Below are 22633 nucleotides of genomic sequence, written 5' to 3'. Positions count from 1 at the left end.
TCGCAGTTGCCGACTGTCAGGCGGCGGATGGCAAAAATCGAGTGGCTGTATGTGCTGTCCTGCTCATGGTGGGGTGGGACGAGCGGTCAGGTTAAAAATTTAGTGCGCAGGCCAATTTTTTATCGGCCACCGAGGGCGACCTCTTGACGCGATTGGCCCTGTTGGGTTGAGCCGGGATCATGACGCCCGGCCAAAAAAAGGATGACTGCGTGACAGGTAAGGCCCCCTTGTTTCGACACGAAGCGCTGGCCGCGCGACAGAGCAACTGGCTGGGTGACATCGTGCTGGTCCGGCCCGTTTCCTTCACGGTGATGACACTCGTGGCGTTGTTGCTCGCGGCGATGGTCGTGAGTTTTTTCTTCTACGGCAGCTATACCCGGCGCAGCACAGTACCGGGCCAACTGGTGCCATCATCCGGGCAGTTGAAAATACACGCACCGCAGTACGGTGTCGTGCTGGAACGTTTCGTTGAAGAGGGCCAGCTGGTAGAGCAGGGGGCTCGGTTGTTGTTGATTTCCAGTGAGCGTTCGGTCGACTCGGGGCCTGTCCAGGCAGAGGTTAGCGACCAGCTCCAGCGCCAGCGTCATTCCTTGGAGGAAGAGCTGCGCAAGCAGCAGCAACTGCAAGTCGAGGCGCGGCTGAGCCTGGATAGCAAACTGCAAAGCCTGACTCAGGAACTGGACACGTTGGCCCAGCAAATCGCCAGCCAGCAGCGCCTTGTGCAACTGGCCGGCAATGCGGTGGAGCGTTACCAGGGCTTGATGGACAAGGGCTACATCTCCATGGACCAGCTGCAGCAGCGGCAGGCCGAGCTTCTTGGTCAGCGTCGGAGCCTGCAGGGGCTGGTGCGCGAGTCCACGGTGCTCAAGCAGCAGTTGGTCGAGCGCCAGCACGAACGGGCCGGGCTGGCCGCATTGCACGGCAATCAGCTGGCCAGCATCGGCCGCTCCCTGTCGTCGGTGCAGCAGGCGCTGATCGAAAGCGAAGCCAAGCGCTCACTGGTCATCACGGCGCCGCAGCAAGGCGTGGCCACCTCCATCCTGGCCGAGCCGGGGCAGGTCGTGGACAGTTCGCGATCGCTGATGAGCCTGGTGCCGGCGGACGCCAACCTGCAAGCCGAGTTGTATGCCCCCAGCAAGGCCATCGGCTTCATCCGGGCGGGCGATGCCGTGTTGCTGCGTTACCAGGCCTACCCCTATCAAAAGTTCGGCCAGCACCATGGCCAGGTGATTTCCGTGTCCAGAACGACGCTTTCGGCCGCCGAGCTTGCCAGTGTGGTGGGGACCGTGCCGGGCCTGGGAGGCGATGGTGAACAGATCTATCGCATCCGCGTGGAGATACAGAAACAGGCGGTGCTGGCTTACGGTGAGTCCCGGCCCTTGCAGGCGGGCATGCTGCTCGAGGCGGATGTCCTGCAGGAAACCCGGCATCTGTACGAGTGGGTGCTCGAACCGCTCTACAGCCTGACCGGCAAGCTCTAGGAATGCATGCATGAACTACATCGATGCCATTACCCCGACACTGGGGCGCCGCCTGCCGCTGATCCTGCAGACCGAGGCTACCGAGTGCGGGCTCGCCTGCCTGGCCATGATCGCTGGCCTGCACGGCCACCATACGACCCTGATGGAGCTGCGCCGGCAGTTCAGCGTTTCGCTCAAGGGCATCACCCTCAGGCAACTGATGCAGACTGCCGAGCGCCTCAACCTGGGCACCCGTGCGGTCAGGCTGGAGCTGAACGATCTGAACAAGCTCAAGCTACCTTGCGTGCTGCATTGGAACTTCAACCATTTCGTGGTGCTCAAGGCTGTCTATGGGCAGCACCTGACCCTGCATGATCCCGGCCAAGGGGTGCGCCAGCTGAGCTTTGCCCAAGCCAGTGAAAGCTTCACCGGCGTTGCCCTGGAGGTATGGCCCGAGCAGGGCTTCGAGGCGCAGGCCGCCAAGCCCCGGTTGGGCTTGACCAAGATGCTCGGCCGTGTGAGCGGGCTGTACCGTGGCTTGGCCCAGGTGCTGCTGTTGGCGCTGGTGCTGGAAGTGTTCTCGCTGGTCAGTCCGTTCCTGTTGCAATGGACCCTCGACAACGTGGTGGTCACCCAGGACCGTGATCTACTGACCACGCTGATGATCGGCTTCGGCCTGTTGCTGTTGATGCAGCAGCTGGTCAGTGCCACACGCGCCTGGGTGATGATGCACATGAGCACGTTGCTCAGCGTGCAGTGGCGGGCGAATCTCTTCAGTCACCTGCTGCGTCTGCCGATCCAGTACTTCGAGAAGCGTCACCTGGGGGACGTGGTGTCCCGTTTCGGGGCTGTCGACCAGATTCAGCATACGCTCACCGCGGCGTTCTTCTCGGCGATACTCGACGGCCTGATGACTGTCGCCACCCTTGTGTTGATGTTTCTCTACAGCCCGTCGCTGGCGATGATCGCTGTACTGGCGATGGTGGCCTATATTCTGGTTCGCTGGGCGTGGTATGGCCCACTGCGCCGTGCCAGCGAGGAACAGATCGTTCATGCGGCACGCCAGCAGAGCCATTTCCTCGAAACGCTGCGAGGGGTACGCACGCTCAAACTGTTCCAGCGTCAAGGCGAAAGGCGCTCCACCTGGCTCGGGTTGTTGGTTGCCCAGATCAACGCCGGATTGCGCACGCAGAAACTGCAGTTGCTCTATACCCAGCTCAACGCGCTGATCTTCGGCCTGGAAAACCTTTGCACCATCGGCCTAGGTGCGTCGCTGGTCATGGACAATCACTTCACGGTAGGCGTGCTGATGGCGTTCATGGCGTACAAGGGGCAGTTCGTCAGTCGTGTGGCCAGCCTGGTAGACCACTTGTTCGAACTGCACATGTTGCGTTTGCAGGGCGAGCGGCTGGCCGACATCGTCATGCACCCCCCCGAGGAACAGCGGGATGCCACCCAGGGCGTGGACTGGCCCGCGCGCCAGATGACCATCGACATCCAGGGCTTGAGCTATCGCTACTCCGAGCACGAGCCGCTGGTGCTCGATGGCATCGACCTGCGCATTGCGCCTGGGGAGTCCGTTGCCATCACTGGTGCCTCTGGGGGCGGCAAGAGTACCTTGGTGAATGTGCTGCTAGGGGTCCTGCCGCCCACCAGCGGACAGATTCGCATGGGCGGACATGAACTGCGCCAGCTGGATATGGCGTCCTGGCGTGGGCGGATTGGCACGGTGATGCAGGACGACTGCCTGTTCGCCGGCTCGCTCGCGGACAATATCACCTTCTTCGAGTCGAGCCCCGATCTGGAATGGGCCATGGAATGCGCGCGCATGGCGGCCATTCATGCCGAAATCATGGCCATGCCAATGGGCTACAACACCTTGGTGGGCGACATGGGCACGGTGCTGTCGGGAGGCCAGAAGCAGCGCTTGCTGCTGGCCAGGGCACTGTACAAGCGGCCGGATATCCTCATCCTCGACGAGGCGACAAGCCATCTCGATGTGGCCAGTGAGCAGCGGGTCAATGCTGCGGTGCAGGCACTCGCCGTGACGCGAATCATCGTTGCCCACCGTGCCGAGACGATCGCCTCCGCAGATCGGGTGGTGCGTCTTGAAGCGGGGCGGGTAGTGCTTGATCAGCAGGTGGCGCGCGTGTCGTCGGGCCTGGGCGAAGCTGTCACGTCATGAATGCAGGTGTCTTCAATCGTTGCCTGCTGGTGCTTGTGTGCCTATGGGCGCCCTGTGCGGCTGCACTGGACGTGTTCTCGACCGCCGACGCCGTGGCGCCTGCGGCCGTGCCCCAAGGCCCAGGACTGGGTGCGGCCTGCGTGGATGGGGCGCTACCGGAGGTGCTCAGCCTGGAGGTCATGGTCGAGCGGGTGTTGTGTCACGACCCCCAGTCCCGGCACGCCTGGGCGCAGGCCAAGGCCCAGGCCGCGCAGGTCGGGGTAGCGCGCTCGGCGTACCTGCCCAGGCTCGATGCCACGGCCACTTACAGCCGCGGCCGCAATGACACCCAATACGAACAGACCGACTCCTCGGCCCAGGGGCGTCAACGTCAGCTCGACCATCGCCTGAGCCTGAGCTGGGTGCTGTTCGATTCCGGCCGGCGTGAAGCCGACCTGCGCAATGCGCGGCAGTTGCTGGTGGCGGCCAATGCCAATCAGGATGAGCGCTTGCAGGAGGCCTTTGTGCAGGCAGCCAGCCTGTACTACGACACTCTGGCCGCCCAGGACAGGCAACGGGCCGCCGAGCAGGTTGCCGCGCTGGCCGCTGAAAACCTCAAGGATGCCAGCGCCAAGTTCGACGCTGGCGCCGCTGCGCTGAGCGACCGCCTCCAGGCGCAGACCGCCTACTCGCAGGCCAGCCTGAACCTGGTCCGCGGCCAGGGGGCGGTACACGATGCCAAAGGCCAGATCGCCTTGCGCATGGGGCTGGCGCCGCAGACGCGGCTGATGCTGGCGCAAACGCTGACACGACGGCCGGACACCGCCTTCGTCAAAGGCCTGGACGCACTGCTCGAGCAGGCCGGCAACGACCATCCTGCGTTGATCGCCGCCAAGGCGAAACTGGAGGCGGCCAAGGCAGCCGTTGCCGAACGTGAGGCTGCCGGCCGCCCATCGCTGTCGTTGATCGCCTCGCTGTCGGATGTAAAGACCCATCAAGCCATGGCGTACAACGGCGATAGCCATATCCGTGACAACAGCGTTGGTCTTCAGGTCAGCATCCCGTTGTTCGAAGGGTTCGGGCGCACCTATCAGGTTCGGGGTGCCCGGGCCAGGATGCAGGCCCAGGAAGCAGAACTGGCCGATGCACGGCAGCGAGTGGCGCTGGAGCTGTGGGCCAGTTACCAGGCCCTGGGTATCGAAACCCAGGCGCTGGACAGAACCGCCGAGTGGGTCGAGCAGGCAATGCTCGCCCTGACCGTGGTCCAGGGCCGTTATCGCTCTGGAGTGGGCAGCATGATCGAGCTGCTCAATGCTTCTTCCGCCTATGCAATGGCGGAGCAGGAGCATATTGCTGCATTGAATGGTTGGCACCGCGCGCGATTGCGTCTGGCGGCGAGCTTGGGGCGCCTGGGGTTCTGGGCGCTTTGATCGCTGCTGTACGACAAGTGGGTTCGCGCGTGTAGCCAAAGGGTAAATGCCAAACGTTTTTCCATGAACTCATAGGGAGTTGTAACAATGCGAGATATCACAGCAGAAGAGCTCGAGATGGTGGCAGGCGCCTTTGGTCCTGTTGGGGCAGTCGGTGGTGCGGCAGTTGGAGTTGCTACTTATCTCGGTAGCCAGACCGGTGGTGGAAGTATCAATGGAGCTGATCTGGCGTTGGCGGCAGGGGCTGGTGCTCTGATAGGTGCTATTACCGGCCCTGCCGGCATCGGCAGCATTGCTGCGGGAACGACCGCAGGTTTTGGTGGCGGAGTGATTACAGGTAATGGATCGCGTATGTGGGGCAGTGGTTCGACGGGGGCTTGAGCGTTTATCCCGATGGTGGTGATTTCGAGGTGAGAACGGTTTTTCCTCACGATGGCACGTTACATCAATGCCCGCCGGTTGGAGGTAAGGTTGATATATGTTGTGGATTTGCTGTCGGCCTTGCTGTTGGCAGTGTTGTTCAAAAAAGTGGCCGGCTTGCTGAAGGGCAAGTTCGGTTGGAACACTGACGGCGTGCTGGGTCTGATATCGGTGCCGGTCATCTACCTGTTGATTTATTTTGTTGTTCACCCGTCGTTGTCCAAGTGGTTCTAGACAGGTTGCCGCTCGCCTGTAAAGCTCGATTGCCTTACAGGCGCGCAGTAACAGGGTGGCTGCAAAGTGCTTTCGATGGCCCACCATCAGGGAAGGCAGTGCGGTCAATTTTGACCGGTTGACCGCTTCAACGTCGAAAGAGGCTTGAACATCCCGTATTCGCTGGGTGTTTGAGCTTCTTTTCGACTGGGCGAGTCAACTAGTGTGGTGTTTTGCAAATACGACCAATAAATCGCGAGCGATTTTTGCGCTCAGGCAAGGCGTCGCGACGATTCGTAGCCCAGCTACGGCGAGGAGCGACAACGCCGCATGAGCGCAAAAAGCGCCACGAGTTATGGTCGTTATTTGTGAAACACCACACTAGATCCAGCCCTACACCTGTAGGGTGTCGGGCGCGGTCGGGTGGCGATACACTGAATGTGAGTGGTGGCATCTGGCCTCGGTTCGACGAAAAAAGTCAGACGATAGATGATCTGGAGTAGTACTGATGAATGCTTTTGTCGCGATGGTCGTAACCATCTTGATCGGAATAGCCGTGGGTACGGCTGCCGATTATTGGATGCTTGATAAATTTATAAAGTACGCATTGATGGCAGTGGTGATAACGCTGTCGCTACGGGTACTGCGTGGAAGTAAACTGTAAGGCAGTTGTTCTTGGTTTTCAGTGGCCGGTTCGCGGCCCTGCGCGCAAGGGTTAGATGGTGCGTGCAGCGTGTATATAAGGAGTGGTACACACTCCGCTAATAATGAATTTTTATTCCGTGATGTCCAATGAATTCGAAAATCGCTAGCGGGAATGATGGCGTCCCTGAAGACGCGTCATTTTTGCGTAAGACCTTTTGTTTGGTGTCGTTGTACTGGAAGAGTGAAGAGAAGCTATTCGCCTGGTGTTCACTGGTGGCCTTGGCGGTGTTGTCGCTGCTGGCCGTAGCCACCGCGTTGGCTATCAATGAATGGTACAAGCACTTCTACAATGCCATCCAAGCGCTCGATGCTTATTCCTTCTATCGACTGGTGCTGGTATTCGTTGCCATCGTGCTGCTGTCGGTACTGCGCTCTGTCTTGATCACCTATTGGGTCGACGTTTTCGCATTAAGATGGCGGCGCTGGTTGACCAATCACTATCTGTCGGCATGGGTGGTCGAGTCGAATCGCCCCGAGCAGATCGAGCAGCAGGTCGACAACCCCGATCAGCGCATCGCCGAGGACATCAACAAATTCACGTTCGAGACCATCGATCTGGCCTGCGGCCTGTTCTACACCCTGGCCAGCGTGGTCTCGTTCAGCGTGGTGTTGATCAGTATTTCAGGCAGTGCGCAACTGTGGGGCTTGAGTATCCCCGCCTACATGTTCTGGGCTGCCATTTTCTATGCGCTGCTGGGCACCTTCATCAGCCAGAAAATCGGCTTCAAACTGGTCTCCTTGAGCAACAACCAGCAGCGTTCCGAGGCGGACCTGCGATATTTCCTCATCCGTTTCCGTGACCACTCCTGCGAGCAGGGGGATCAGTCAGGCCGCAATGGCGAAAAAGACCGCATCAGTGAAAAGCTCGATGTCAGCCTGGCCAACATGCGCCGCACTATCCGCGTGAAGATGCGTCTTTCGTTGTTCACCGAGAGTTACAGCCAGCTCTCGCTGGTGTTCAGCAGCCTGCTGGCGGTTCCGCGCTTCTTTTCCGGTGCCATCCAGTTTGGTGACGTCATGCAGATCAACTCGGCGTTCGGCAACCTTTGCGATAATCTCAGCTGGTTCATCAATGCCTATCACCGCCTGGCCGACTGGAAAGCCACGACGGACAGGTTGATCTCGTTCGATGGCGCATTGGCCGAACGCTCCGTAATAGAGGGTGTGACGCGTGGGCACGGAACTGTCTTCGCGAAGTAGCCTCACCCTGAGGCGCCTTTATCAATTCATCGGCGGCAAGCGCCGCTTCACCGGCGTCTTCTTGATGATCGCGGTATTGGTCTCGGCCAGCACATTCAGTCGGTCGAGCAGCGTGTCCAACTGCTCCATCGAGCGCACATGCAGGCGGGCGATGAAGCAGTCCTCGCCGGTCACCTTGTCGCACTCGGTGAACTCGGGGATGGCGACGATCTGCCGTTCCACCTCCTGCAGTTGCCCCGGCAGCGGGCGAATGCGCACGATGGCCTGCAACTGGTAGCCGAAACAGCGCGGGTCCACCTCTACTGTGTAGCCGCGCAGCACGCCGCGCTCCTCCAGACGGCGCAGGCGCTCGCTGACGCTGGGCGCCGACAGGCCGCTGATCTGCGCCAGGGCCTTGAGCGAGCGGCGGGAGTCCTCCATCAGGGCGTTTATCAGTAACTGGTCGATGTCATCGGTCATGGCTACCTCGTTAGGTGATTTTCCAAATCTGCCTTGATAGTAAAGATGCATGAGCTGATCTGCCTTGGTTATCCGCTGGAAGGTCAGCCTCAACCCTCCGCATACTGTGTCCATCGTCGACAGGAGGTGTGAGATGGACAATTCGTTGCGCCGTGGTTCGCTGGAAATGATCGCCGCCATGCTGATTTCCGGGACCATCGGTTGGTTCGTGCTGGTGTCCGGGCAACCGGTGCTGGAGGTGGTGTTCTGGCGTTGCGTGTTCGGTGCCGGCACCTTGCTGCTGATCTGCGCTGCCATGGGCTTCCTCAAACCGGGCGTGCTGACCCGTGCCACTTTCCTGCTGGCGGTGGTCAGCGGGGTGGCGATAGTCGGTAACTGGGTACTGCTGTTCGCCTCCTACTCGCGGGCATCGATCGCCATCGGTACCGCCGTGTACAACGTCCAGCCGTTCATGCTGGTGGGGCTGGCGGCACTGTTCCTGGGCGAGAAGATCACCCTGGCCAAGCTGACCTGGCTGAGCGTGGCGTTCCTCGGCATGCTCGCCATCGTCAGCGCTCATGGCGCGGGGCAGGCCAATGGCGAGGAGTACCTGCTGGGTATCCTTCTGGCGCTGGGCGCCGCGTTCCTGTATGCCGTGGCAGCGCTGATCATCAAGCGCCTGACCGGCACGCCGCCGCACCTGATCGCGCTGATCCAGGTAAGTACCGGCGTATTGCTGCTGGCGCCCTGGGTAACGCTTGGCGGGCTGTCGGGTGAGCTGCCGGCGCTTGGCAGCCTGGTGACGCTGGGGATCGTGCATACCGGGTTGATGTACGTGCTGCTGTACAGCGCCATCCAGCGCCTGCCCACGGCGTTGACCGGAGCGTTGTCGTTCATCTACCCGATTGCCGCGATCCTGGTCGACTGGGTGGCGTTCGACCATCGTCTGGCGCCGTTGCAATGGCTTGGGGTGGGGCTGATTCTGCTGGCGGCGGCGGGCATGCAGCAGGGGTGGTGGTTTCGTGCTGCCGCCAAGCCCGCCCAGCAGCGCTGAATCAGGGGTCAGGAAGAATCCTATATGCGAAAAAGAATTATCCTATAGGTGGCAGATTGATGTCGTATTGATGGCTCATGGCTGGTCTTGTACCCTTCGCAGCCGTTTCGCAGTGATGCGATCAGTTTTCACGTGATGGACCATCTCGTATGCCCCTCGTTCTTCGCGCCCTGGCTGTCAACTTGGCGCTGCTGCCGCTGTTTGCCAGCGCGGCTCCGTTCCAGTCTCCCGGTGACCGTGACCTGATCCGTGACCGTCAGGAAAACCTGTTGCAAGAGCAGCGCAGGCGTCTTGAAGAGTTGCAGCAGTTAACTGGCAAACAGGTTGCGCCAGCGCCTGTCGCGCCCACCGAGCAAGGACGCTGCTTCCAGATCCAGCGCATCGACCTGCAAGGCGCCAGCCTGCTCGACGAGCCACAGCGCAAGGCGCTGCTCGAAGGCTACGAAGGCAAGTGCCTGCAGGTCGGCCAGCTCAACGAGCTGCTCAAGCGCATCACCGACCATTACCTGAACCGTGGCTACCTGACCACCCGGGCCTACCTGCCCCAGCAGGACCTGGGCTCCGGCGTGCTGCAGATCATCATTGTCGAAGGCCGCCTGGAAGGGCTGGACGGCTCCGCCCTGGCCAGCCCCCGGGAAATGGCCATGGCCTTCCCCGGCAAGACTGGCGAGGTACTCAACCTGCGCGACATGGAGCAGATGGTCGACCAGCTCGGTCGTTTGCCCTCGCGCCAGGTCGAGGTGGAGCTGGTGCCCGGCCAGGAGGTCGGCGGCAGTCGCGTGCAGCTCAAGGGCCAGCGTGACAAGCCCTGGCGGGTCTCGGCCAGCCGTCACAACAACGGCGACGCCAGCAGCGGCGAGCAGCAGATGAACCTTGGCCTGGAGTGGGACAGCCCACTGGGCCTGGCCGATCAGTTGAGCCTGCGTGGCGGGCGCGATGTGGTCAGCGACCACTGGCGCCACTCCGACAGCCATGGCCTGAACTACAGCCTGCCGTGGGGCTGGTGGACCTTCAACTACAGCTACAACCACAACTACTACCGCACCCGCGACACCTCCAGCGGTTTCCCCTTCAAGCTCGACGGCGACAACAGCGTGCACCAGTTCCAGGCCGAACGGGTGATCCACCGCGACAGCCTGAGCAAGACCGCGGTCAATGTCGGCGTCAGCCACCTGCGGGCGCGCAACTACCTGGACGACACCCTGATCGACGTCTCCAGCACCCGTATCACCGAGCGCCAGCTGGGCGTCAACCACGGTCGTCGCATCGGCAATGCCTTCGTCAACCTCGATGCCGGCTGGCAGCAGGGTATCGGCGCGCTCGACGCCCAGGGAGCGGGCGATCCGCGCGGCAACGAACCGGTGGCGCGCTACAACAAGTACACCCTCACCCTGAGCTATCTGCAGCCGTTCCAGCTGTGGGGCGAGCAGTTCAGCTTCGACAGCCTGGCCACCGGCCAGCGCAGCGAGGATGCCCTCTACAGCGGCCAGCGCATCAGCGTCGGCGGGCTTACTTCGGTGCGCGGTTTCAAGGAGCAGACCCTCACCGGCGACAGCGGCGGCTACTGGCGCAACCAGTTGCGCTGGCGCCGGCCGGTCACCTGGGCGCCGCTGCAGCCCTGGCTGCGCGAATACGGCATGGCGTTCGCCTACGACGCGGGGGTGATCAAGGGCCAGCACGGTAACGGCCAGGACCATGGCCGCCTGAGCGGCAATGCCCTGGAGTTCAACGTGCGCGGCCAGTACTTCGCCGCCAGCGCGACCTTCGCCCGTTCGCTGGAGCGCCCCGACGTCATCACCCGCCGTGAACACCCGATCTATTTCCGTGTCGACGCGTTCTTCTGAGCCCCGACCCGCCCTTTGCCCGTGACACCGCCGCCCGCGCCTGGAGTTTGTTCGACATGGATATCCGCACCCCACTGAACCAATGCATTGCCCTGATCGTCGCGGGGGTGCTGTTCCTCAACCCCATCGTCGCCACGGCCGCGCAGTTGACCGTCGATGCGGCAGCCAACGCCAATACCAGCCTCAAGCAGGCCGGCAACGGCGTGCCGATCGTCAATATCGCCACGCCCAATGGCAGCGGCCTGTCGACCAACACCTTCCGCGACTACAACGTCGGCAGCAACGGGCTGATCCTCAACAACGCCACCAGCAAGACCCAGTCGACCCAGCTGGGCGGCATCATCGTCGGCAACCCCAACCTCAGGGGCCAGGCGGCCCAGGTGATTCTCAACCAGGTCACCGGCGGCAACCGCAGTACCCTGCAGGGCTACACCGAGGTGGCGGGGCAGGCGGCCCGGGTCATCGTCGCCAACCCCCATGGCATCACCTGCAAGGGCTGCGGCTTCATCAACACGCCGCGGGCGACCCTCACCACCGGCAAGCCAATCATGGACGGCGAGCGCCTCGACCGCTTCCAGGTGGACGGTGGCGACATCGCCATCGAAGGCGATGCGCTCAATGCCACCAACCTCGACCAGTTCGACCTGATTACCCGCAGCGCCAAGCTCAACACCGAACTGCACGCCAAGCAGCTGAACATCGTCACCGGGCGCAACGACGTCAAGGCTGACACCCTGCAGGCCACGCCGCGTGCCGATGAGGGCGGCGAAAAACCGCTGCTGGCCATCGACAGTTCGGCGCTGGGTGGCATGTATGCAAACACCATTCGCCTGGTCGGCACCGAGCAGGGCGTGGGCGTCAAGCTGGCCGGCAACATGGCCGCCACCACCGGCGACATCCAGGTGGACGCCAACGGCAAGGTGACCCTGGCGCAGACGTCCAGTGCCGGCAACCTGACGGTCGCCGCGCAGAGCGCCGAGCTGACCGGCAAGACCTACGCCGCCGGCAGTGCCACTGTGCGCGTGCGTGACGAGGTAACGGTCGGCCAGAGCCTCGCCGCCAAGGACAGCATCACCGTGACCGGCGCGCGGATCGACAACCAGAGCATCATCGAAGCCGGCGTGGAACCGGACAACACCCGCAATGCCCACGGCGATGTGACCCTCACCGGCCAGACCCTGCGCAACCGTGGCAGCGTGGTGGCCAACCGCACCCTGGAGGCCACCGGCAGTACCACCCTCGACAACCAGGGCGGCACCTTCAAGGGCCAAGTCACCACCCTGACGGCTGGCCAGCTGGACAACCGCAAAGGCCAGGCACTGGCCGACGACACCCTGACGGTCAATGCCAACGCGATCGACAACCGTGACCAGGGCCTGCTGCAAGGCAAGGGCAAGGCCGTGGTGGACGTCGGCACCACCCTCGACAACCGTGGCGGCCGCCTGGTGGGCCAGGGCGGCCTGCAGGTCACCGCCACCCGGCTGGACAACCGTGACCAAGGCCTGGTCGGCAGCGACGGCCGGGCCAGGCTGACCACCCACGCGCTGCTGGACAACCAGGGCGGCGGCAAGCTCAGTGCCGACCGCCTGGACATCACCACCGCCGGCCTGCTCAACGGTGGCGGCCAGTTGCTCGGCGGCGATGTACTGGTAAACGCCAGCGCCGACATCGACAACCGCCTCGGCCTGGTTTCGGCCAAGCGCCTGCTCGACCTCAAGGCCGTGGGCCTGGACAACAGCGGCAAGGGCAACCTGCGCAGCGACGGCACACTGGGCGTCAAGGTGGCGACCCTGGACAACCGTGACAACGGCCTGCTGTCGAGCCTCGGCGACCTGACCTTGGATGGAAAGCGCCTCGACAACCGCGGCGGCCTGGTCCTCGCCGACCGCTCGCTGACCGTCAGCGGCGGGCATTTCGACAACCGTGACAAGGGCGCGGCGACTACCAAGGGCAAGGCCCTTATCGACGTCGAGAGCCTGGCCAACAGCGATGCTGGCCACCTGCAGAGCGATGGTCGCCTCGACCTGATCGCCGGCAAGGTCGACAACGAGCGCCTGGGCAACATCACCGCCAAGGGCGACCTCGAGGCCCACCTGGGCACCTTGAACCATCAAGGCGGCAGGTTGACCAGCCTGGGCAGCCTGCTGCTCACCGCCGACACGATCGACAACCAGCAGGGCGGCAAGATTGGCGCGACCAGCGTGGCCGACATCAGCGCGGCGCGCATCCTCAACCAGCAGGGCGAGATTTCCAGCGCCGGCAAGGTCATCCTGAATGCCAGCGAATTGCTGGACAACCAGGGTGGCAAGGTCATCGGCGACCGTGGCCTGGCCCTCACCGTGCAGCGCCTGCTCAACCAGAACAAGGGCCTGCTCAGTGGCCATGACCGCCTGAGCCTACAAGGCACCGAGCTGCTCAACAACGGCGGCAAGCTGAGCAGCCACCAGCACATCGACGTGACCCTGGACGGCAAGCTGGACAACAGCGACGCCGGCCTGATCGTCAGTGACGCCAGCGTCACCCTGAATGTCGGCACGCTGCTCAATCGCCAGAGCGGCAAGGTCTCGGCCATCGCGGCCCTGGACCTGACCAGCCAGGAGCTGCTGGACAACCAGGGCGGCACCCTGGTGACCAATACCGGGCTGCTGATCAAGGCCGGTCGCCTGGACAACAGCCACCTCGGCATCATCAGCGCCCAGGAGCACGCCGAGCTGCGCAGCGGCGCCATCGACAACAGCGCCAAGGGCAATATCGGTGCCGGCAGCCTGCTGCTGGTCGGTACCCAGCTCGACAACTACGGCTATGGCCGCATCAGCGCCGCCGGCCAGATCGACGCCACGCTGACCGGCCTCGACCAGCATGACCACGGGCAACTGGTCAGCGAGACCGGTATCGACCTCGACCTGCAGCACGGCCAGTTGGTGAACCGTGATCACGGCCTGCTGCGCTCGCCGGGCAACCTGTTGTTGCGCCAGATCGGCGTGGTCGATAACCGCGACGCCGGGGAGATTTCCAGCAGCCGTGGTTTCAGCCTGGTCGCCAGCCGCCTCGACAACCGGGGTGGGCGAGTGGTCAGCAGCCAGGACCTGACCCTGCGCATCGCCGGCGTCCTCGACAACAGCCTGAAGGGGGTGTTGTCGGCCAGCCGCGACCTCGAGGTCGCGGCCGTCAGCCTCGACAACTTCAGCGGCGGCAGCCTGGCCAGCGGCCAGGCCCTCAAGGCCACGATCGACGGCCAGCTCGACAACCATGACGAGGGCATCCTGTCCGCCGTTGGCGGGCTGACCGTGACCAGCGCCGGCTTGCTCAACGGCGAGCGCGGCCTGTTGTCGGGCAACACCGGCGTGACCGTTACTACCGGCCAGTTGGATAACCATCAAGGCGGCCAGCTCACCAGCCAGGCGGCGATGACCGTCGACAGCAGTGAACTCGACAACCGTGGCGGTACCCTGAGCAGCAAGCAGGCGATGAAGCTGACCACCGGCGAGCTGCGCAACGACGCCGATGCCCTGCAGCGCGGCGGCCGGATCCACAGCGATGACGCATTGACGCTGGTGGCCGGGCAGGTCGATTCCAGCCAGGGCGGCGAAATCTCCGCCAAGGGCGACCTGCTGCTGCGCGTCAGCACGTTGATCCAGCGCCAGGGGCGGCTGATCGGCGAACAGAAGCTCGACCTCGACCTGAACGGCGGCGACCTGCTGAACCAGGGCGGCCTGATCAGCGCCAACGGCCCACTGAACATCCAGAACCTGCGCAAGCTCGACAACAGCGCCGGCGAAATCACCAGCCAGCAATCCTACAACCTGCTCGCCAAACGCATCGACAACCAGCAGGGGCGCATCCTCAGTGATGGCCGGCTGACCGTGGAGGCGCCGCAGCTGGACAACAGCGCCAAGGGCCTGATTTCTGGCGCGCAGGGCCTGCTGGTCAAGGGGACCGACCTGAACAACAGCGGCGAAGGTACCCTGTCCAGCAAGGACGGCGACCTCACCGTGACCCTGGCCGGTACCCTCGACAACCGTGACCTCGGCGCCTTGGTCAGCAAGGGTAGCCAGCAGATTACCGCGGCCAACTTGCACAACCGCAAGGGCATCATTTCTTCCGAACAGGCCATCACCCTCAGTGTCGCTGAGCGGCTCGACAACAGCGGCGGCGGCCTCGTTTCCGCCACCGGCGACCTGGCGTTCGACCAGGACGACACCGTCATCGACAACCAGGGCGGGCAGATCAACGGCCAGGTGATCACCGTCACTGGCAAGCGCCTGGAAAACGCCAAGGGCCAGCTGACCAGCCGCGCGCTGCTTGACCTGACCTTGGCCGAGGCGCTGCTCAACACCGACGGCGCGCGCCTGGTCAGTGGCGCCGACCTGTTGCTCAAGGCCGGCAGTGTCGCCAACAACGGCGGCAAGCTGATCAGCCACGGCCTGTTGCGCGTTGACGCAACGACGCTGGACAACAGCCGCGGCGGTAACCTGGCCAGCCAGCAGAACCTGGTACTGCGCCTGGACGGTGACCTGCTCAACGGCCAGGATGGCCTGCTGTTCAGCGAACACGGCAAGCTCGACATCCACGCCGATGCCCTGGACAACCAGGCCGGTACGCTGAAGAGCCAGGGCGCCATCGAAGTGCGCCTGGAAAAGGCCCTGAACAACCACGGCGGGCGCCTGGAGAGCCAGGCCGGCGGCCTCGAGCTGCACGCCGCGAGCCTCGACAACGGCGGCAGCGGCATGCTCAGCGCGGCCAAAGGCCTGTTCAAGGGCGTCTTCAGCGGCCTGTTCGACAACGGCGGCGGCACCACCCAGGCGCAGTCGGTGGACATCAAGGCCGACACCCGGGTGAACAACCAGGGCGGCTACCTCTCGGCCCTGGGTGGCGACAATCAGCTCGTCACCGCCGAGTTCGACAACCAGGGCGGCGGCCTGTACGCCGCCGGGCTGCTGCACCTGCAGGGCCAGCAACTGCTCAACCAGGGCGGCAAAGTCGGCGCCGGGCGTATCGACTTCGGCCTGAGCGGTGCGCTGTACAACGGCCTTGGCCAGCTGGAGAGCGAAAGCGACCTGCAACTGCGCGCCAGCCTGCTGGACAACCGCAACGGTAACCTGCGCGCCCTTGGCAAGGCCGGCACCAGCCGCTTCATCGTTGCAGGCGACCTGCTCAACGACAACGGCGTGCTGGCCACTGCCAACCAGGACCTCGACCTGCAGGTGGGTGGGCTGAGCAACACGGGCGGGCAACTGCTGCATACCGGCCAGGGCACCTTCGGCCTGGCTTCGGACAAAGTCACCCGTGCCGGTGGCGTGCTGCATACCGATGGCCTGCTGAGCATCGCTGCGGCCAACTGGACCAACAGCAGCGTGCTGCAGGCCCGGCGTCTGGAGCTGGACATCGAGCGCTTTGAGCAGACCGCCAGCGGCAAGCTGCTGGCCGTCGACAGCTTCAAGGGCCGGGGCGGCGACTGGACCAACCATGGCCTGTTGGCCAGTGACGGCAGCCTGCAACTGGACCTGCGTGGCAGTTATGACGGCAATGGCCGCCTGAGCAGCCTTGGTGATCTGGGGCTGTCGGCCAGCGATATCCGCCTGCCCAGCGCCGCCAGCCTGGCCGGTGGCGGCACCACGGTGGTGACTGCCCGCAACCTGCTGAGCAACGATGGCCGCCTGACCGCCCTGGGCGGCCTCACGGTGAACGCCGCCACCCTGGAAAACCGTGGCACCCTCGGCGGCGCCACGGCGGTGAAGCTCACCGCCAACACAGTGAGCAACCAGCGCGGCCTGCTGTTCAGCGGCAGCGACATGACCCTGCGCGTGGGCACCTTCACCAACTACTACGGCGACCTCTACAGCCTTGGCGGGCTGGACCTGGCCGGTAACGCCAGCGCCCGCGCCGTGCTGCTGGAGAACATCTCCGGCAGCCTGGAAAGTGCCGGCAACATGACCCTGGCCGTGGACACCTTGCTCAACCGCAAGGAGAAACTCACCTCCAAACAGAAACTGGTGGCCGGCAACGTCAATGTCTATTCCGATGACGGCTGCAAAGGCAAAGGCTGCGAGCTTTACTTCTCGGCCACCGAAAGCTGGCAGGACGTTATCGATGAGGACAGCTCCACGGCCTTCATCACCGCCGGGCAAAAGCTGAACTTCGCAGGCACCGCGTTCCGCAACCACTACAGCAGTGTGTCGGCGGGCGGTGACATTGGCATCAACACGGCCGTGTTCGAGAACAAGGGTGCCGGTGGCGGCGAGCAACGCAACCTGAGCGCGAGCATGTACACCCGCAACCGCGCCCAGTACAACGCGTTCATCCAGGCCAAGAACCAGTTCAACCAGAACCCTGGCTCGCTGACCCTCGACCAGGTGATGGCCGCGGCGGGTTACCCGCAGTACAGCATCTACAACGTCATCGACAACAAGACGCCGATTGCCGGCGCCGTGGTGGCGCCTGCCGTGGTGCAGTCGGCAGGTTCGGTAACCATCAACGCCACCCAGCGCATCGACAACAGCGTGGTGCGCGCCAACCAGGCCGGTGCTGGCGCCATCAATGCCCGTGGCGATGCCTCCGCCGACCCGCGCCTGGCCCAGACCCAGGTGCGCGCGCTGAACCCGCAGCTGCCGCCCGACCTGGCCCAGCGCCAGGTCAACCCGGTGACCCTGCCAAGCTTCAGCCTGCCCCAGGGCGACAACGGCCTGTTCCGCATCAGCAGCCAGGCCGGCCAGGCCGCGATCAGCGGCGACGCCCTGGGCGCGACCGCTGACCGCACCCAGGCCGGCAGCGGCACCTTCATCGCACCGCTGGCCACAGCAGCCAGCGCCGACAGCCGCGCGGCGTCGGCGCTCGGTGCCGACAGCGCGGCGTCTGCCCAAGGCGCCGTGGCCGGCTCCGGCGTGGCGCTGGGCGGTTTGGCCGCTGGCGTCAAGCTGGTCCAGGGCGTACCTGAGCGCAGCGTGCCGAGCGTCTCGCACAAGTACCTGGTAGAGACCAACCCGGTCCTGACCGACCTCAAGCAGTTCCTCAGCTCCGACTACATGCTCGGCCAGCTCAATATCAAGCCGGACCAGGCGATCAAGCGCCTGGGCGACGGCCTCTACGAGCAACGCCTGATCCGCGAGGCGGTGGTGGCCCGTACCGGGCAGCGCTACATCGACGGCATGACCAGCGACGAGACGCTGTTCCGCTACCTGATGGACAACGCCATCGCCAGCAAGGACAAGCTGTCGCTGAGCGTGGGCGTGTCGCTCAGCGCCGAGCAGGTGGCGGCGCTGACCCACGACATCGTGTGGATGGAAAACATTGAGGTCAACGGCGAGACGGTGCTGGCCCCGGTGCTGTACCTGGCCCACGCCAACGGCCGCGTGGCCCCCAACGGCGCGTTGATCCAGGGCCGCGACGTCAACCTGATCAGCGGCGGCGAGCTGGTCAACGTCGGCACCTTGCGCGCCACCAACAACCTCGCTGTCAGCGCCACCAACATCGGCAACGCCGGGTTGATGGAGGCGGGCGGGCGCCTGGACATGCTGGCCACCGAGTCGATCCGCAATGCCCAGGGCGGGATCATTGCCGGGCGTGAAGTGAGCCTTACCGCGTTGACCGGCGACGTGATCAACGAGCGCAGCGTCACCCGCCTGGAAGGCCGCGCGGGCGGTGAGCACGTGACCAAGGACCTGGTCGACACCGCCGCGCGCATCGAGGCGGCGAACAACCTGACCATCACGGCGGGGCAGGACATCGGCATTGTCGGCGGCGCCGTGCAGGCCGGCGGCAACATCGACCTCGATGCCGGGCGTGACCTGATCATCGCCAGCCAGGAAGGTGTCGACAGCCACGAGTACCAGCGCCGCCGCGTCAGTGGCCACGACACCAGCATCACCCAGTACGGCAGCGAGGTGAAGGCCGGCGGCAACCTCACCGCCACGGCCGGCCAGGACCTGAGCATCGTCGCCAGCGAGATCGAGGCCCGCCGCGACCTGGCCCTGCAGGCCGGCCGTGACGTAACCCTGGCTGCTGCGGCGAACGAGGAGCACAGCTACGCCAAGGGCAAGAAGGGCAAGACCAAGTACGAGCGCCAGGAAGACGACGTCGAGCAGCAGTCGGCTGATGTGAAGGCCGGCGGCGACCTGACCATCGACGCCGGGCGCGACCTGCGCATGGTGGCGAGCAAGGCCAGCGCCGGCGACGAAGCCTACCTGGTGGCCGGCGACAAGCTCGAGCTGCTGGCCGCCAACGACAGCCAGTACTCGCTGTATGACATGAACAAGAAGGGTGGTTGGGGGAGCAAGAAGACCCTGCGTGATGAAGTGACCGACGTCAAGGCGGTGGGCAGTGAGATCACCAGTGGTGGCGACCTGACCCTCGAGAGCGGCGGTGACCAGCTGTACCAGGGCGCGAAACTCGCCTCCGGTGCGGACCTGACCATTGATAGCGGCGGTTCGGTGACCTTCGAAGCGGTCAAGGACATGCATCAGGAGAGTCACGAGAAGAGCAAGGGTGACCTTGCCTGGAACAGCATGAAGGGCAAGGGCAGCACCGACGAGACCCTGCGCCAGAGCCAATTGACGGCCAAGGGCGACCTGGTGATCAAGGCGGTGGATGGCTTGAAGGTCGATGTGAAACATGTCGACCAGGCGACCATCAGCCAGAGCATCGACGCCATGGTCGCGGCCGATCCACAGCTGGCTTGGCTGAAGGAAGTCGAGAAGCGCGGGGATGTGGACTGGCGGCAGGTGAAGGAGGTGCATGACTCCTTCAAGTACAGCCATTCCGGGCTTGGGGCAGGGGCGCAGATGGTCATCGCCATCCTGATCGCCTATTTCACCGCAGGTGCGGCCAGTGGGTTGGTTGCCAGCGGAGCCTCGGCCGCAGGTGCTTCCACGGCTGCGACTACAGCCAGTGGCATGTGGGCGGCCGGTACGGGGGCGTCCTTGCAGGGTATTGGTTGGGCCAACGCAATGGTGACTGCAGGCGCTATGGGCATGACCAGCAATGCAGCCATCAGCACGATCAACAACAAGGGCAACCTGAGTCTGGTGCTCAAGGACGTGACGTCCAAGGATGCGCTGCGAGGATACGCCGTCTCGGGTATCACCGCCGGGCTGACCGCGGGGCTGTTCGACGGGTGGACGGAGACGAAGACTGACGTTGCTGGTGCGGCTGGCGCGACCGGGGTCGTTGCGAAGACAACTGCGGTGCTGCCGCCGGGCGGGCTTTCCACGCTGGACGGTATCGGGCGTTTCGCCGGTAGCCAGATGTTGCAGAACGGTACGTCCGCTGTGCTCGACCGCGCACTGGGCGGCAACAGCTCGTTCAGCGATGCATTGCGCAATAGCCTGGTCAACACCTTTGCGGCGGCTGGATTCAAATGGGTTGGTGATATCAGCGCAGAGAACAAACTCAACCTGAAGGATGGGGGGTTACCCAAGATCGCGCTCCATGCGCTCATGGGCGGCCTTGCAGCGGAGGCTGCGGGAGGCAACTTCAGGATGGGGGCCCTGTCAGCTGGTGTGAACGAAGCTGTGGTCGGACTGCTGGCCGATCAGTACACCAAGATGCCGAAAGAAGAAAAAAACCGGCTGTTGGTGATGAACTCGCAGCTCATTGGCGTATTGACCGCTGCCGCCGCTGGCGGCGACGCCAAGGACCTGCAGACGGGGTCGTGGGTCGCGAGCAGTGCAACCTCTTACAATCGCCTGTTGCATGACGCCGAAAAGAAGGCACTTACGACCGAGGCAGCAGAACTGCAGAAGCGACTTGGCAAGCCAGGGACCGATTTGTCCTGGGACGACTTGCTGCTGCTGGCTGCCAACGCGCAGGTAGATGAGACGGAGAACAAGCGGCTGCAGGCGCTTCTGCAGATGTACGACCCGAAAAAACCTGAGGGGCAGCATTTTGCCGAAAATCTGCTGATCGCCCAGCAGAGCATTGCCAAATTGGCGGCCCAGGACATCGTCCTGACCTGGAAGGATGGCCGTCCGATCACGGCCGATGGTGATGAGGTCAAAGCATTCCAGTCCACTGGAAAGCAGTTCCAGGACCACGGGTTGTTCAATACCGACTCGAAATGGACGCAGGCGTCGGGTAACAGCTGGGCCGGTGAAGTCGATACGGTGCCCGAGGCATGGAAGCGGCAGTTTGGTGAGAAGAATGCCGCGATCTACATGCGCGAGATTGGGCAGGTCTCAAGCAGCCCGGCGGAAATGAAAGACCTGATGGAGCGAATCTCGGTCATCGCCACGGGCGGTGTGAAGGATGTAACGGTGGACCTGGATGTCGCTTTGGCGATGACAGGGGCGCCTGCTGTGTTGCGGGCGTTGCTGGCCAAGCGGGTTAGTGCTGCAATGGCTGAGGCAGGTGGTTCGGCTATAAGTAAGGAGACTCCCAAACTTGACCCTCCTTTGGCATTGCCCTCAGCAAGGCCAGGCATTGTTATCAGGGGAGCTTTGGAGGACCATGAATTCAAGCAGGCTTCAGAAATCGTTGCCTTCAGGGGCGGTGAGTTCAAAGGTGCGGAGGGCAAAAGCTTTGCGGGTATTGATGGTTGGCTAGATGGAGTTCCCGTGCAGCTTAAAGTCGTAGAAGGAACAAGCATCAATGCTGTACGGCGGAATATTATCAGTGGCGCCAAGGATATGCGTAAGGCTGGGTATAAAGGCGATATGTATGTTGATGCTTCGAAAACAGGCGTCTCGATGGAGAAAATGATTGACCATTTCCGGGCTGGCTCTCCGGTATCTAATGTTGTGGGGGAAGGAACGGTCTCAAATGTTTATATTAAAACTCAGGATGGCTGGCTGAATGTATCGGCTGGTAGGGTTTCCCAGCATAAGGGGTGGCAGTAGTGGCAGCAAGTTTATTTGTCCCTGTGACGCGTGTGCCTGAATTTGAAGAGTTAAAAAACTGGCTTCAAGAGGCTTTGTCTGCTTTAGGGTTTGTGGTTAATAGAGTTACGGTTGGTGTTAATTTGGTTGGTACATCTGACTTGCTCTCGAACATGATCTATATTTTTGATCATGAAAGAAATGTCTGTTGCTGGGTGACGTTCTTGAGTGCAGATGACTGTTTGCTGGAAGAGGACGAGTTTGGTATGCCATTTATTGCGCATATTTCAGGTAGCGTTGGCAAAGGAAGGAATCTCGCTCTTGCAGTTTCGTATAGTGTGGGTGTGGGTGGGGGAGGGAAGGTTGTATATGATGACGGTTGTTTGTACTTCGATGATCAGAAAGGTGTTGCTAAATTGGAAGATATAAGATCCATGTGTGAAATGTGAGGAGAGATTTTCCTGTGCAGGGCTTATGGCTTCAAATTATGTTGAGAAAATACATGGCCGAAAATTGAAAAGGCGGTAGAAAGGGGGCAGATTTATTTTTGCTACTTTAACGTTGGTTCCTGGCGGCGAAGAGGTCTAGCCATCATGTAGGTAGGCCGAGATTAGATTAGGAAAAATAAATCTATCCCCTTTTTTAGAAGCTGCTGAAGCTCGAGTGAGGTACTAATCCATGGGGCAAATAAATAAGGATAGTGTTTTTCGGTTTGTAGAGCTTCAGTGTCAGTTGGTGCTTGAGTTCATGCGGACACACCCCGACGTAAAAGACTTTACATGGCTTCTCGACTTTCCTAAGGCTGGTGAGGTTTTTGTTGGTGGCGATAAATGGCGATTTATTAGGCATGGTTCAGGTTTGCGTTTTGAAAAAAAGCGTATCAGTCGTGCTGGGTCG

General features: G+C 62.6%; 12 protein-coding genes. 11 read left to right on the top strand and 1 reads right to left on the bottom strand.

Going from position 1 to position 22633, the window contains the following annotated elements; genetic code table 11:
- Positions 1-227: 227 nt before the first annotated feature.
- The 7 genes from ACVWY1_RS11560 (at position 228) to ACVWY1_RS11530 (ending at position 7592) form a co-directional block, all read left to right on the top strand.
- Positions 228-1481 carry an HlyD family secretion protein gene (locus tag ACVWY1_RS11560; protein ID WP_277503253.1) on the top strand — a complete coding sequence of 418 codons (1254 nt, stop codon included), beginning with the start codon at positions 228-230 and terminating at the stop codon, positions 1479-1481.
- A 10-nt stretch (positions 1482-1491) separates the two neighbouring features.
- Positions 1492-3645 (top strand): peptidase domain-containing ABC transporter, encoded by a 2154-nt coding sequence (locus tag ACVWY1_RS11555; protein ID WP_457378295.1) that lies wholly within the window; start codon positions 1492-1494, stop codon positions 3643-3645.
- Positions 3642-5054: a TolC family protein gene (locus tag ACVWY1_RS11550; RefSeq protein WP_277503255.1), complete on the top strand. Its 1413-nt coding sequence runs from the start codon at positions 3642-3644 to the stop codon at positions 5052-5054. The genes ACVWY1_RS11555 and ACVWY1_RS11550 overlap by 4 nt, the downstream gene beginning before the upstream one ends.
- Before the next feature lie 87 nt (positions 5055-5141).
- The gene (locus tag ACVWY1_RS11545; RefSeq protein WP_367856682.1) at positions 5142-5435 is read left to right on the top strand and encodes a hypothetical protein; all 294 of its coding nucleotides are present in this window, start codon (positions 5142-5144) and stop codon (positions 5433-5435) included.
- A 51-nt stretch (positions 5436-5486) separates the two neighbouring features.
- Positions 5487-5708 (top strand): hypothetical protein, encoded by a 222-nt coding sequence (locus ACVWY1_RS11540; protein WP_277503256.1) that lies wholly within the window; start codon positions 5487-5489, stop codon positions 5706-5708.
- A 487-nt stretch (positions 5709-6195) separates the two neighbouring features.
- A complete protein-coding gene (locus ACVWY1_RS11535) occupies positions 6196-6351 on the top strand; it encodes a hypothetical protein (RefSeq protein WP_158539556.1) in 156 nt (51 codons plus the stop codon).
- Between the two features lie 128 nt (positions 6352-6479).
- Positions 6480-7592, top strand: coding sequence for an SbmA/BacA-like family transporter (locus ACVWY1_RS11530; protein WP_277503257.1), 1113 nt, complete (start codon positions 6480-6482; stop codon positions 7590-7592).
- Between the two features lie 21 nt (positions 7593-7613).
- Here the strand turns inward: ACVWY1_RS11530 and ACVWY1_RS11525 are convergent, their stop codons facing one another.
- Positions 7614-8051 (bottom strand): Lrp/AsnC family transcriptional regulator, encoded by a 438-nt coding sequence (locus tag ACVWY1_RS11525; RefSeq protein WP_277503258.1) that lies wholly within the window; start codon positions 8049-8051, stop codon positions 7614-7616.
- Positions 8052-8184: 133 nt separating this feature from the next.
- Here ACVWY1_RS11525 and ACVWY1_RS11520 point away from each other — a divergent pair, with 133 nt between their 5' ends.
- From ACVWY1_RS11520 to ACVWY1_RS11505, 4 genes are all read left to right on the top strand, one after another.
- Entirely contained in the window at positions 8185-9084 is a 900-nt protein-coding gene (locus ACVWY1_RS11520; protein WP_277503259.1) for a DMT family transporter, read from the top strand.
- A 149-nt stretch (positions 9085-9233) separates the two neighbouring features.
- The gene (locus ACVWY1_RS11515) at positions 9234-10928 is read left to right on the top strand and encodes a ShlB/FhaC/HecB family hemolysin secretion/activation protein (protein WP_277503260.1); all 1695 of its coding nucleotides are present in this window, start codon (positions 9234-9236) and stop codon (positions 10926-10928) included.
- A 56-nt stretch (positions 10929-10984) separates the two neighbouring features.
- On the top strand, positions 10985-21757 hold the full coding sequence (locus tag ACVWY1_RS11510; protein ID WP_457378294.1) for a two-partner secretion domain-containing protein: 10773 nt from the start codon (positions 10985-10987) through the stop codon (positions 21755-21757).
- On the top strand, positions 21757-22185 hold the full coding sequence (locus ACVWY1_RS11505; RefSeq protein WP_146603147.1) for a hypothetical protein: 429 nt from the start codon (positions 21757-21759) through the stop codon (positions 22183-22185). Before ACVWY1_RS11510 ends, ACVWY1_RS11505 begins: the two co-directional genes overlap by 1 nt.
- Positions 22186-22633: the final 448 nt, after the last annotated feature.

The sequence above is a fragment of the Pseudomonas sp. TE6288 genome (genome assembly GCF_054062095.1).
The sequence above is the reverse complement of the archived record's forward strand: the minus strand, read 5'-3'. Positions and strand labels throughout refer to the sequence as shown.